General features: G+C 68.0%; 11 protein-coding genes. 6 read left to right on the top strand and 5 right to left on the bottom strand.

Going from position 1 to position 12,000, the window contains the following annotated elements; translation table 11 throughout:
* Position 1 precedes the first annotated feature (1 nt).
* The 5 genes from Q358_RS0104675 to Q358_RS0104655 are packed head-to-tail and all read right to left on the bottom strand — an operon-like array spanning position 2 to position 3,904.
* The gene (locus Q358_RS0104675) at positions 2-823 is read right to left on the bottom strand and encodes an energy transducer TonB (RefSeq protein ID WP_027960989.1); all 822 of its coding nucleotides are present in this window, start codon (positions 821-823) and stop codon (positions 2-4) included.
* The gene (locus Q358_RS0104670) at positions 820-1,230 is read right to left on the bottom strand and encodes an ExbD/TolR family protein (protein WP_027960988.1); all 411 of its coding nucleotides are present in this window, start codon (positions 1,228-1,230) and stop codon (positions 820-822) included. Before Q358_RS0104670 ends, Q358_RS0104675 begins: the two co-directional genes overlap by 4 nt.
* Positions 1,223-1,759 carry a MotA/TolQ/ExbB proton channel family protein gene (locus Q358_RS0104665; protein ID WP_043487641.1) on the bottom strand — a complete coding sequence of 179 codons (537 nt, stop codon included), beginning with the start codon at positions 1,757-1,759 and terminating at the stop codon, positions 1,223-1,225. The genes Q358_RS0104670 and Q358_RS0104665 overlap by 8 nt, the downstream gene beginning before the upstream one ends.
* Positions 1,740-3,125 (bottom strand): MotA/TolQ/ExbB proton channel family protein, encoded by a 1,386-nt coding sequence (locus tag Q358_RS16560; RefSeq protein WP_051530192.1) that lies wholly within the window; start codon positions 3,123-3,125, stop codon positions 1,740-1,742. The genes Q358_RS0104665 and Q358_RS16560 overlap by 20 nt, the downstream gene beginning before the upstream one ends.
* A complete protein-coding gene (locus Q358_RS0104655) occupies positions 3,125-3,904 on the bottom strand; it encodes a DUF3450 domain-containing protein (RefSeq protein WP_245598271.1) in 780 nt (259 codons plus the stop codon). The genes Q358_RS16560 and Q358_RS0104655 overlap by 1 nt, the downstream gene beginning before the upstream one ends.
* A 193-nt stretch (positions 3,905-4,097) precedes the next feature.
* On the opposite strand from Q358_RS0104655, the gene fhuF reads away from it, so the two are divergent.
* The 6 genes from fhuF (at position 4,098) to fhuB (ending at position 11,907) form a co-directional block, all read left to right on the top strand.
* Positions 4,098-4,874 (top strand): siderophore-iron reductase FhuF, encoded by a 777-nt coding sequence (fhuF, locus tag Q358_RS16555; protein ID WP_051530191.1) that lies wholly within the window; start codon positions 4,098-4,100, stop codon positions 4,872-4,874.
* Positions 4,871-5,911 (top strand): helix-turn-helix transcriptional regulator, encoded by a 1,041-nt coding sequence (locus tag Q358_RS0104645; protein ID WP_245598270.1) that lies wholly within the window; start codon positions 4,871-4,873, stop codon positions 5,909-5,911. The genes fhuF and Q358_RS0104645 overlap by 4 nt, the downstream gene beginning before the upstream one ends.
* Positions 5,912-6,013: 102 nt before the next feature.
* Positions 6,014-8,101, top strand: a complete 2,088-nt coding sequence (locus Q358_RS0104640; protein ID WP_027960984.1) for a TonB-dependent siderophore receptor — start codon at positions 6,014-6,016, stop codon at positions 8,099-8,101.
* Between the two features lie 164 nt (positions 8,102-8,265).
* Positions 8,266-9,033 (top strand): ATP-binding cassette domain-containing protein, encoded by a 768-nt coding sequence (locus tag Q358_RS0104635; protein ID WP_027960983.1) that lies wholly within the window; start codon positions 8,266-8,268, stop codon positions 9,031-9,033.
* Between the two features lie 14 nt (positions 9,034-9,047).
* On the top strand, positions 9,048-9,920 hold the full coding sequence (locus tag Q358_RS0104630) for an ABC transporter substrate-binding protein (protein ID WP_342665543.1): 873 nt from the start codon (positions 9,048-9,050) through the stop codon (positions 9,918-9,920).
* A complete protein-coding gene (fhuB, locus tag Q358_RS0104625) occupies positions 9,910-11,907 on the top strand; it encodes a Fe(3+)-hydroxamate ABC transporter permease FhuB (protein WP_051530175.1) in 1,998 nt (665 codons plus the stop codon). The genes Q358_RS0104630 and fhuB overlap by 11 nt, the downstream gene beginning before the upstream one ends.
* Positions 11,908-12,000: the final 93 nt, after the last annotated feature.

Below are 12,000 nucleotides of genomic sequence, written 5' to 3'. Positions count from 1 at the left end.
GCTATCTAAGCTGAAATTCCAGTCGCTGACGCGCTCGGCGCAACCCTTGGGCAGCCTCGAAGCGCCAGCGCGCGACCGCCTGGCGAGCGGCCTTGTCGAAGACGCGGTGCGGCCGAGCGGATACGACACGGATGCTGGAGGGGTCGACGCGGCCATCGGCACGAATCACGAACTCGAGTTCCACATATCCTTCCATGCCACGCCGCTGGGCCCGCGAAGGATACGTCGGCGGCACGCGGCTGGTAGGCGCGATCCGGCCGACGTCTACCGGTTCACTGCTGACCGGCTCGGCAGAGGGTGCCTCCCGGGACGACTCCGACGCCGAGGTCGCCGCACTCGACTCGGCGCTGGGCGCCGGTTGCGGAGTGGGGTCCGGCGACGGACGGGGCTCTGGATCGGGTCGAGGCGTCGGCTCCGGGCGTGGCTCCGGTTCGGGCCTTGGTTCCGGCTCCGGTTCGGGTTCGGGTTCCGGCCGGGCTTCGCTTAACGCCGGCAGAGAGGCATCCAGGGCCAACGATTCGGTCGTCTCCGGCGGCAGCTCGGGGTCGGGCAGCGCCAATTCGCTATCGGGGAGAGGCGCGGGCTCGGGCAGCGGCGGCGGCGCCTCCACCGCGGGCGGCGGTGGCGGCGCCTCGGCGGGTGGTGGCGCCGCATCGGGCTCGCTCGCCTCGGGCGCGGAGGGCGCCTCGACGCGGGTCAGCGTCATGCTCATCTCCATCACCTCGATATCCGGCTCAGGGGGAGAGACCAGCAACGCCAGCAACCAGAACAGCGTCAGCGCCATGCCGCCCCCGGCCAGCGCCGCGAGAGGAACCCGCGTCATGACGACCCTCGAGTCGCGGCCACGGCGACATTGTCGACGCCCGCCTGACGAATCCGGTCCATCACCTCGATCAGCCTGCCCGTGGAGGCGTTGCGATCGGCCTGAATCACCACCCCGCCGTCATCACTGACCAGGGGCGCCACCACATCGCCGACGCGATGCGCATCCACCGGCTCGCCATCGACCCAAACGGCATCTTCGGGGGTAATCGCGACCATCAGCTGGGCGTCCGCCTGGGGGGCGGCGGCGCTGGATTCCGGGCGCTCGATCTCCACCCCGCTCTCCTTGATAAAGCTGGTGGTCACGATAAAGAAGATCAACATGATAAAGACTACGTCGAGCATCGGCGTCAGGTTGATCTCACCGGTATCTCCCGACTCACCGGCGAGGCTACGGCGTCTACGCATCGTTCTCCTCCACGGCACGGGCCAAGCGATCATGCAATCGCTGATCCTCGCGCCGAATGACTTGTTCCAGCCGGGTGGTAAACAAAAGCCCCACCACCGCCACCGCCATACCCGCCAGGGTCGGCAGGGTGGCGCGAGCCACGCCATCGGCCATGGCACGCGCCTGCCCGATATCGCTGAGCGCCAGGCTGTCGAAGACGGCGATCATCCCGGTGACGGTACCCAGCAAGCCCAGCAGCGGACACAGGGAAACCAGCAACTTGAGCCAGGGCAGTGGCCGACGCAGCCGAGCGATCAGGTCGCGGGTCCAGACCTCCCGCATGGTCAGGGCACTCCAGCTATGGTGATCGGCCCGCTGCGTCCAGCGCCGAATCAACGCCCGCCGGGCACGGCGATAGGTGAGCCGAAAGAACAGCACCCGCTCCAGGGCCAGGCTGAAGAGCAGCGCCGCCACCGCGGCGATACCCACCAGCACGACACCGCCGGCATCGATCAGCCTCGCCAGGGGCTCAAGCCATAGCGGCAGCATGCTGCACCCTCTGCTTGGCGGCAGGCTCGGGGCGAGGCTGCTCCAGCCGCGCCGCCAGGGCGGCGCTGGCCTGGCCTTCGACCACACCCGCCAGCCGGCGGCTGCGCCCGGCCATGGCCGTATGGGCGAACAGCAGGGGCACCGCGGTAATCAGGCCCAGCACGGTCGTCACCAGCGCCTGGCTAATCCCCCCGGCCATCAGCTGGGGGTCCCCGGTGCCGAAGACGGTGATGGCCTGAAAGGTCACGATCATGCCGGTAACGGTCCCCAAAAGCCCCAACAGCGGGGCCACGGCGGCCAGCAGCTTGACCAGTGGCTGGCCCCTCTCCAGGCGCGGCAACTCGGCCAGCACCGCCTCATCGAGACGCGCCTCCAGCGCTTCCGGCATGGGGTCATCGGAAAGCGCCCGGAAGCGCAGCAATACACGCCCCAGGGGGTTGTCATCGCGCAGCCGATCCAGGGATGCCAGCTGACGACGCATTGCCACGCTCACCTTGAGCAGATAGCCATACTGCAGCAGCGCCACCAGCAGGCCGGCGGCCCCCAGGCCCACCACCACATACCCGACGACGCCCCCCTGCCGGAAACGCTCCCACAGGGTCGGACTCTGGGCCAGGGCATCGATCACCTGACCCCGGGTGGGGTCCAGGGCAATCCGCTCGCCCTCTCCCGCCTGAAAGGCGGCAAGATGCCGGGCCACTTCGTCTGGCGTGCGCGCCACCGTGCTCAACACCCCCTCTTCGGCGCCGCGTTCGAGCAACTCCCCCGCGCTGAAGGCCGTCAGATCCCCCAGCCGCACGACCTCCCGGGACCCGATCTCGCCGCTGTTCGCGGCGACCGGGGCAGCGAAGGAGCGGATGCGGCTGGTCTCGGCCGTCAAGGCAATCAGGGCATCGGCGAGGCCCTCGAGATGGGTGGGCCGCAGTATCTCGGCCTCATCCAGGCGCGGCGGCAGCTCGGCGCCTCCCACGGTGAGCCAGCTTTCGGACAGCGCATCACGCAGCTCACCGCTATGGCGGGCCAATACGTCCAGCACCGCGGTCAGGTCATCGCCCTGCTCGGCCTGGCGGTCATCCAGGGCCTCTCGGCTTGCCTGCAGCTCGGCCCGACGCGACTCGAGCTCGGCGTGACGCGACTCGGCCTCGGCGTGGGTCTGTCGAGCCTCCTCGAGCGCGGCCTCGAGGGCCTCACGGTCATCGACCAGCCCGGCTAGCCGCTCGGCATCCCGAGCTTGCGCGGCTTCCCGCTCGGCACGCAGGGTCGTCAAGGGGTCGTCCTGAGCCGCGACGGGCAGTGCCGTCGCCAGCAGCAGCGCGGTCATGACGAAGGTGAAGAGACGCCCGGGGCGATACTTGGCGTTTGCCATCATGAAGCCTCCCTGGCTTCGGCCGGCGTGATGGAATGCGATACGGGCAGCACCAGAAGCTCCGGGGCGCGCTGGTCGCGTGCGATACGCAGGCCGTGACGCAGGTCGACGCGTGCCGCCTCATCCAGCGGCTGCCAGCGCTGCTCGTCGGCGCGCCAGACGGCCCCCTGGCGTCCGTCGGGCGTCAGGTAATAGAAACCGACCCGCCCCAGACGGAGAAAATCCACCTCCCGGCGCCCCTCCTCGTCTTCCAGGGTGCCGCGCCAGGCATCGAGCTCACGTCCATAGTCCAGCTCCGCGCGCCAGGCCGCCAAGGTGCGATCCAGACGCTCCGCAGCGGTGGCATCGGGGTCTGTCATGCCCTTCTCGAGCCCCTCGACTCGGGCCAGGCGCTCCTGGGTCAGGAATGGCAGATCCCCTTCCACCCATGCTCGCAGCCGCTTCAACAGCGCCTGCTCGATCTCGGGCAGCGTTTCACGCGTCTCCGCCAGCGTATCCAGCGCCGCCTCCCGGGACGCCAGGCGCTCGGCCTGGCGATCGAGACGGGGCGCCAGGCTCGCGTTTTGCACCCGGAGTTGGCGCGCCTCGGTTTCCAGGCGACGCAATTCGGCAAGCATCGTGCGGCTGGCGTCGTCGGCGGCATCGATGCGCACCTGCAACGCCGCCTGGGCACGCTGGGCATCGCTGGCTTCTTCCACCAGTTCCTGCCCCATCAGTGGGGTGGCGACAAACAGAAGGCCGGCAGCCCCCATTATCAGAGTCGATCGGGTCCTCTTCACGTCAGGCTCCCTGGCTCCGTGACGAATGGCGACCAGATGCTCCCACAAGTGATAACAATTATCAATCATTGAAATCCGGTAGAATATAATGATAATAACTCTCATGAGTATCTCCACTCCTAAAGCCGACCGGGGCGAGGCCGTACCCACCGCCAGCTCCCTCACATGGCCGAGAACCTTGCCGTTGGATACCATGACTCATGACCTCTCGCCGCTCTATATCGGCCCACTGGCGTCCTTTTCCCCTCCGCGGATCACGACGACGGCACCCGGGGCCGATACCCTGTCGGCCCGCAAGCTGCTCGACCCGCCCCGTCTCACGGCGCTCCTCGACCGATTCGGCGCTCGGTATCGTCACGGCGACCGCCGGGCGATCGCCTCGCTATGGTCCAAGTGGCACTTCAGCACGCTCTTCGTCCATAGCCTGGCCACCAACCTGCTGTTCGAGCGAGACCTGCCGCTGGGGTTACATGAACTTCACTTGATACAGTCCTCGGACGGGCAAACCGCCGGCCTTGAACTAGCCCATGCCGGCAAGCCCCTGGCCGACCTGGACCCCGTCTCGCGTTTCACGACCCTGCTCGACCACCATCTGACTCCATTGATCCAGGCCCTGGCCGACACCACCGGCGCCTCACCCAAGGTGTTCTGGAGCAACGCCGGCAACTACTTCGAGTACTTCGCCAACGCCCTGACCCATCACCCCATGGCCGCCCCGGACACGGGCGCTCCCGCCCGGGCGCTGATGGCGTGCCGCACCCTGCCCGATGGCCGCCGCAACCCGCTCTTTCAGCCGGTCCGCTACGTCACGCCCACCCCACCCGACCGGCCCGCCCGGGTGCGTCGGATGTGCTGCATCCGCTACCTGATCGATGACCTGGGCTACTGCGCCAACTGCCCGCTGGCGTGTCGGCGTGGCGCCAGGCAGGCGACGCCAGAGGACACGAAAGTGGCGCCGGCGGGCGCATGAGCTCTCTCGACGCCAGAGGACACGAAAGCGGCGCCGGCGGACGCATGAGCTCGCTCGACGCCAGAGGGCACGAAAGCGGCGCCGGCGGGCGCATGAGCTCTCTCGACGCCAGAGGGCAATCCCATACCCCCCGGCAGCTGCACGCCTACGGCCGACGCTACGGCCTCGATTACTGGATGCCGGGCCTCTCGCCTCGCTCCCGGACCCCGGTGATAACGGGGACGGTGCGGGAATTCTCGCCACGCCCTGGCATGCAGCTGGTCACCTCCGATGTGGAGGTGCTGCATCGTTACGACTCACGATCCCAGGCAAACTCGCCGCTATCGATCATCGTGCTGCTGGCGGGCCACGCCGAGGTCGCCATGGACGATGCGCCACCGCTTCGGCTATCACCCGGCATGGCGCTCAATGTCAGCCTCGACCGCCACCGCCGTCTCGCCGCCTCCCAGCCAGCCGGCCAGCGCTTGCGCGCCCTGACCCTCAGCCTCGATGAGGGATGCCTGACCCGGCTAGGGATACGACCCTCGGTCTCCGATGCCTGCCCACTGCGGCGCTGGTGGCTACCCGAGTCGCTACGCCAGGGCCTGGATCAAGCCCTCGCCACGTCGCTGCCAAGCGACGCCCAGCGCCTGCTGTTCGAGGGACTCAGCCTGCAGCTGCTGGCGCATGGCGGCGGCGCCGACGCCTTGTCGACGCCGCCTGACGACCGCCTTTCTCCCCACGAGCGCCAGCGGCTGGAACGAGTCCGTGACCGGCTCCAGCATGACCCCGCCGGCGAACATCACCTGATAGACCTGGCCGAACTCGCCTCCATGAGCCCCGCCAGCCTGCGACGCAAGTTCCAGGCGGCCTTCGGCCGCAGCGTGTTCGACTACCTGCGCGAGCGCCGCCTGGTGCTGGCACATGACTATCTCAGGCGAGGCCACAGCGTACAGCAGGCCGCCCACTTCTCGGGCTACCGTCACGCCAGCAACTTTGCCACGGCCTTCCGCCGTCACTTCGGCTACCCGCCGAGTTCCCTGCTCGCGGCGTCCTGAGCATGCCGCATAGGGATGTGCGCATTCGGCATACCCCGACGAACAAGCAAAAAGTAATAATTATCATTACCTAGCAAATGATCTCAGAAAGGATGTTTCCGCATGCCGACTCCACGCCCCCTGACCCTGGCGGTGTCGCTCGCCGCTGCCGGCATCGCCCTGACGGCCCACGGCGAAGAGGCCGATACCCTCGCCACCGTCACCGTCACCGCCCAGGCCGCCACCAAGACCGAAACGCCCTTCAACGAAACGCCCCAGGCCACGTCACACCTTGCCAATGAAGAGTGGACACAGAAGGGAGCAGAAACGGTACAACGCGCCCTCGACTACACACCCGGTGCCTTCACCAACCAGATCGGCTCCTCCAATCGCTATGACTACATCGTGCTGCGCGGCTATACCGACGGTAGCGTGAGCAATACCTTCCTCGATGGGCTAAAGCTGATGGGCGATGCCGGGACCTACTCCTCACTGAAGATCGACCCCTACATGCTCGACTCCATGGAGGTGGTCAAGGGGCCAGCCTCGGTCCTCTACGGTCGTGCTTCACCGGGGGGCCTGGTCTCGCTGACCAGCAAGCGCCCGACGTTCACCGATGAGGTAACCGGTGACGTCATGGCCGGCTACGGCAGCCGGGATCACTACGAGGCGGGCTTCGATATCACCGGCAGCATCGACGAGGGCCAACGTGCGGCCTTCCGCCTCACCGGCATCACCCGCGGTGAGCAGACCCAGTTCGACTCGGCCGAAGAGGAAAGTTACGCCATCGCGCCCAGCGTTACCTGGGATATCACGGACCGGACCACGCTGAACCTCAATGCCTATCTCTCGCGTGAGCCCGAGGGGGGATACCACGCGGGTCTTCCCTATGAAGGCACGGTATCCAGCCGCCTTGGCCGCCATATCGATAACGATACCTTCGAAGGCGAGCCCGACTACGATACCTTCGAGCGCGACCAGACACTACTGGGTTACGAGCTCGAACATCGCTTCACCGACAACCTGACGGCGCGGCAGAAGGCGCGCTACCTGGAGTCGGATGTCAGCATCGATCAGGCCTATGTCACCGGCTATGTCAGTGACACGGAGATGTCTCGCGGCTACCTGGAATCCGAGGAGAGTCTCCAGGCCTGGACGGTCGACAATCAGCTCGAGTACAGCCTCGACGCGGGCAGCGTGAACCACCGCCTGCTCTTCGGTGCCGACTACCAGTATCGCCAGACAGATACCGTGGATGCCTACGGCAACCTGACACCCATCGATGTCTTCGCTCCTCAGTACGGGGCGGTACCCACGGCGATCACGACCTATTACGAGAAGGACCGCGAGCTCGAGCAGATCGGCGCCTATTTCCAGGACCAGATCAACTGGGACCGCTGGCACGCCATGCTCGGCATGCGCCATGACTGGGTGGAGATCGACAACGTCGGGAAGTTGAGCGGCAGCGAGAATTCCCGCGAGGATACCCAGTTCAGCGGGCGCGCCGGCCTGCTCTACGCCTTCGACAACGGCCTGTCACCCTTCATCAACTACACCACCTCGTTCTCGCCCAATAGCCTCTCGAAGGCCGACGGCACCATCCTGGAGCCGACCGAGGGCGAGCAGGTAGAAGCCGGCCTCAAGTACCAGCCGAAGGACACGAACGACCGGTACAGCCTGACGGCCTTCCATATCACCCAAGAAAATGTCGCCACCAAGGAAAACCCGGCGGCCGACTACGAGACCATCGGCGAGATCCAGTCCCAGGGTATCGAGCTGGAAGCGCGGGTTCAGCTGACACAGGACGTCGGCGTGCACGCGGGCTACACCTATACCGATGCCACCTACGAGGCCACCGGCAACCGCTATGAAGGCCAGCGGGTCAATCAGGTGCCGGAACACACGGCGACCCTGTGGGGCCTCTATGATGCCTCAAGCGGCCCTCTGCGCGGCCTCGATGTCGGCCTCGGTGTGCGCCACTATGCCAACATCTATGCCGACCGCGACAACACCGAAGACGTGCCGAACTACACCCTGCTCGACGGCATGCTCGGCTACGACTTCGGCGAGGTCGGCCTGGAGGGCGTGACCGCCAAGCTCAACGTCAACAACCTGCTGGACAAGGAGTACGTGGCCTCCTGCTATAGCCTGAGCTACTGCTATTTCGGCGCCGAACGCAGCGTGAAGGCCACCGTCAGCTACGCCTTCTGATCGACGAAGCCCCCGCACGACCATCGGCGGCCCTCGGGCCGCCGATAGCCACGCATATTTCCCAGACGGTGCCTCACCACTGTATTGATAATTATTATCGTTTATTTTACGCTTTGCACCTTACTGCCACTCCCGGTGGCGGCTATCCGCGAGCGGAGCTTTCCATGATCGAAACATGCGCCGCCTCCTTCGAGGTCAACGGCCGATGCCTGCTGCATCCCCTCGACCTCACCTTCGACGAAGGCCGGGTCCATGGCCTGATCGGCCACAATGGCTCGGGTAAGTCGACGCTGCTCAAGCTGCTGGCTCGTCAACAGGCCCCCAGCCGGGGCGAACTCAGGCTGGACGGCAAGCCACTGACGGCCTGGGGATACCGTGCCTTCGCGCGGCGAGTCGCCTACCTGCCCCAGCACCTGCCCGCCGCCGATAACCTCACCGGTCGCGAACTGGTGGGCTTCGGCCGCTACCCCTGGCATGGCCTGCTGGGCCGGCACGGCCGCGAAGACACGCAGGCCATCGACCGGGCCCTGGCGCTGACCCACACCGAGCCCTTCGCCGACCGCCTGGTGGACACCCTCTCCGGTGGCGAGCGCCAGCGGGTCTGGCTGGCCATGCTGCTGGCCCAGGGCAGCCGGCTCCTTCTGCTCGACGAGCCCCTGGCGGCCCTGGACATCTCGCACCAGCTCGAGGTGCTGGCCCTGATCCGCCGCCTCAGTCGTGAGCTGGGCCTGGGGGTCATCATCGTGCTGCATGATATCAACATGGCGGCCCGCTACTGCGATCACCTGGTGGCACTGCACGGCGGTCGTCTCCTGGCCCGGGGGACACCCGACGCGATGATGAACGTCGAGACCCTCAAGGCGATCTATGGCGTCCCCATGCACATCATGGCCCACCCCGGCGGCGAGCATCGCGTCGCTATTGCCCACTAGCCCCGGAGACCACCGTGCTTCGCACTCGATGCCGCCTGCCCGCGCTCGCCGGCTTGCTCGCCATGCTTGCCGCCGCCGTGGCCCAGGCCGATACGCCACGCCTGGCCACCCTGGACTGGACCCTGGCCGAAACCCTGGTCGCCCTGGATGCTCCGCCCCTGGCCAGCGCCCAGCTCGAGGCCTACCACGCCTGGGTGGACGAGCCCGCCCTGCCCGACACGACGATCGACCTGGGGCTACGCAGTCAGCCTAACCTCGAGCTGCTGGCACGCCTGGCGCCCGACCACATACTGATCTCGCCGATGTTCGCCAACCTCGCCCCGCGTCTCGAACGCATCGCCTCGGTAAAGACCCTGCCGCTCTACCGTGCCGAGCAGGACACCTGGCAGGAGATGCGCCGACTGACGCGGTCGCTGGGTGAGCTCGTGGAGCGCCCCGAGGCCGCGCGCCGGTTGATCGACACGACCGAGGCGCGCCTCGACACCCTGGGAGCGCGCCTGGACGGCACAGCCCCCCCGCCTCTGCTGATGGTGCAATTCATGGATGGCCGCCATGTGCGGGTATTCGGCGATAACGGACTCTTCCAGGCGGTGCTCGACCGCCTGGCACTGACAAACGCCTGGACGGGTCCCACCAACGCCTGGGGATTCTCGCTTGCCGGCATCGAGGCGCTCGCCGGCCTCGACGCTCGCCTGGTGGTGATAGAGCCCTACCCCGCCGGGGTTCGCGAGACCCTGGCCGAAAGCGGCCTATGGCAGCATCTGGTCGAGGCTGGTCGGGGCTCGCCGATCGTGCTGCCGCCGGTGTGGAGCTTCGGCGCCATGCCCTCGGCCTTGCGCTTCGCCGAACGGCTGGTGGATGCGCTGGAGAATGACGATGCCGTCTGATGCCCTGCCCCGACGATGCCGGCCACGCCTGACGCCGGCTGGCCTCTGCCTCGTCCTGGGCCTGATCGCGCTGGCCATGGCAGTGGTCGAGCTCGACGCCCGGCTCGGCCTGGGGCCCGGCCTCAATGCCCTGCTGACCCCCGGGGAAACGGCACGCGCCCTGGCGATGCACTTCGCCTGGTGGCCACGGCTGGCCATGGCCCTGCTCGCCGGCGGCGGCCTGGCGCTGGCCGGGGTCTTGATGCAGCAAGTGCTGCGCAACCCGTTGGCCGCCCCCACGACCCTGGGGGTGGCCAGCGGTGCCAACCTCGCGCTCATGGCCGCCACCCTGATGGCCCCCGGCCTGCTGGTCTTGGGTCGTGAGTGGGTGGCGCTGGCCGGCGGCGGCGGCGCCATGGCACTGGTCTTCGCCCTCGCCTGGCGGCGCGGCCTGGCCCCGGTAGTGGTGGTGCTGGGCGGCCTGGTGGTCAACCTCTACTTCGGCGCCCTCTCCATGGTGCTGCTGCTGTTCCACCAGGAGGAGCTCAAGGGGCTGCTGATCTGGGGGGCCGGCTCGCTTGCCCAGAATGGCTGGCAGGATGTGGCCTTCCTTGCGCCCCGCCTCGCCCTGGGCACCCTTGCGGCCGCCTGGCTGCTGCGCCCCCTGGCGGTACTGGAGCTCAGCGAGGCCGGCGCCAGGAGCCTGGGCGTCTCGCTCAAGCACCTGCGCCTGGCCGGCCTGGGGCTGGCGGTGTTCCTGACCGGCTGCGTGGTCAGCGTGGTGGGCATCATCGGCTTTATCGGCCTGGCGGCCCCCAATATCGTCCGCCTGGCCGGTGCCCGGCGGCTGGGCACACGGCTGCTGTGGTCGACGCTGCTGGGCGCCCTGCTGCTGGCCACCACCGACCTGTTGCTGCAACACTTTTCCGGCGTGCTGCCTACCCTGATTCCCACTGGTGCCACCACCGCGGCCCTCGGCGCGCCCCTGCTGCTGTGGCTGATCCCGCGGCTGAACCTGGGGGGCGAGGCGCCATCCCGGGAGGCCCGCGCCATCGGCACTCGCCATCCGGCCCCCGGCCGCCTGGCCGCCTGGCTGTCTCTGTCACTCGCCGGCGTCACCCTCGTCGCGCTGTTGGTCGGCCAGGCGGGAGATGGCTGGCACTGGACCACGCCCGGCGACTGGGCGCTGCTGGAGTGGCGATTGCCCCGCGTCCTGGCCGCCGCCGGCTGCGGTGTCATGCTGGCCATCGCCGGCACCCTGATCCAGCGCCTGACCGGCAACCCGATGGCCAGCCCCGAGCTGCTGGGCATCAGCGGGGGCAGCGCCATCGCCCTGATGGGCGCCATCTTCCTGCTTCCCGCCCCCGACAACCTGACCCTGGTCGGCGCCGGCACGCTGGGGGCACTCGCCAGCCTGACGGTCGTGGTGGCGCTCAATCGCCAGAGCGGCTTCCAGCCGGAACGGCTGTTGCTCACCGGGGTGGCCATCACCGCCCTGTTCGACGCGGTCCGGGCCGTGGTGCTGGCCGGCGGAGACCCCCGGGGGCAGCAGGTGATTGCCTGGCTGTCGGGCTCGACCTATTACGTCGACCTGACCAGCGCCCTGACGGTAAGCGGGGCGGCACTGCTGCTGGCCCTGGCCGCGATTCCCCTGGCCCGCTGGCTGGATATCCTGCCCCTCGGCGGCGCCTGCGCCGCCGCCCTGGGGCTCCCCCTGGCCCGGGCACGACTCGTCCTGCTGCTACTGGTAGCCCTGCTCACCGCCGGCGCTACCCTGGTGGTGGGGCCATTGTCGTTTGTCGGCCTGCTGGCACCGCATCTGGCGCGCCTGCTGGGCTTCTCCCGGGCGGCCCCTCACCTCGCCGGGGCGGCGATCAGCGGAGCACTGCTGATGGTGGTGGCCGACTGGCTGGGCCGCCAGTGGCTGTTTCCCGAGGAGATTCCCGCCGGCCTCATGGCCTCGCTGCTGGGCGGCGCCTACTTCATGTGGGGCCTGAGGCGACTATAACGCGACGCGAGGCCACCACACGGCGGGGCGAGTTGCCCTCGCCGCGGCCGGCCTAGCCGACCGTGACGGAGCACCAACGAGCGCGCCCGGCCC

It is taken from the genome of Halomonas halodenitrificans DSM 735 (assembly GCF_000620045.1).
Taxonomy (GTDB): domain Bacteria; phylum Pseudomonadota; class Gammaproteobacteria; order Pseudomonadales; family Halomonadaceae; genus Halomonas; species Halomonas halodenitrificans.
This window is presented reverse-complemented; position numbering and strand designations above follow the sequence as displayed.

Bases quoted from the DNA above. Each gene is read 5' to 3' on its own strand.
- Q358_RS0104665 (WP_043487641.1), bottom strand. From the start codon at position 1,759: ATGCTGCCGCTATGGCTTGAGCCCCTGGCGAGGCTGATCGATGCCGGC.
- Q358_RS16560 (WP_051530192.1), bottom strand. From the start codon at position 3,125: ATGGCAAACGCCAAGTATCGCCCCGGGCGTCTCTTCACCTTCGTCATG.
- fhuB (WP_051530175.1), top strand. From the start codon at position 9,910: ATGCCGTCTGATGCCCTGCCCCGACGATGCCGGCCACGCCTGACGCCG.
- fhuF (WP_051530191.1), top strand. From the start codon at position 4,098: ATGACTCATGACCTCTCGCCGCTCTATATCGGCCCACTGGCGTCCTTT.
- Q358_RS0104640 (WP_027960984.1), top strand. From the start codon at position 6,014: ATGCCGACTCCACGCCCCCTGACCCTGGCGGTGTCGCTCGCCGCTGCC.
- Q358_RS0104675 (WP_027960989.1), bottom strand. From the start codon at position 823: ATGACGCGGGTTCCTCTCGCGGCGCTGGCCGGGGGCGGCATGGCGCTG.
- Q358_RS0104635 (WP_027960983.1), top strand. From the start codon at position 8,266: ATGATCGAAACATGCGCCGCCTCCTTCGAGGTCAACGGCCGATGCCTG.
- Q358_RS0104670 (WP_027960988.1), bottom strand. From the start codon at position 1,230: ATGCGTAGACGCCGTAGCCTCGCCGGTGAGTCGGGAGATACCGGTGAG.
- Q358_RS0104645 (WP_245598270.1), top strand. From the start codon at position 4,871: ATGAGCTCTCTCGACGCCAGAGGACACGAAAGCGGCGCCGGCGGACGC.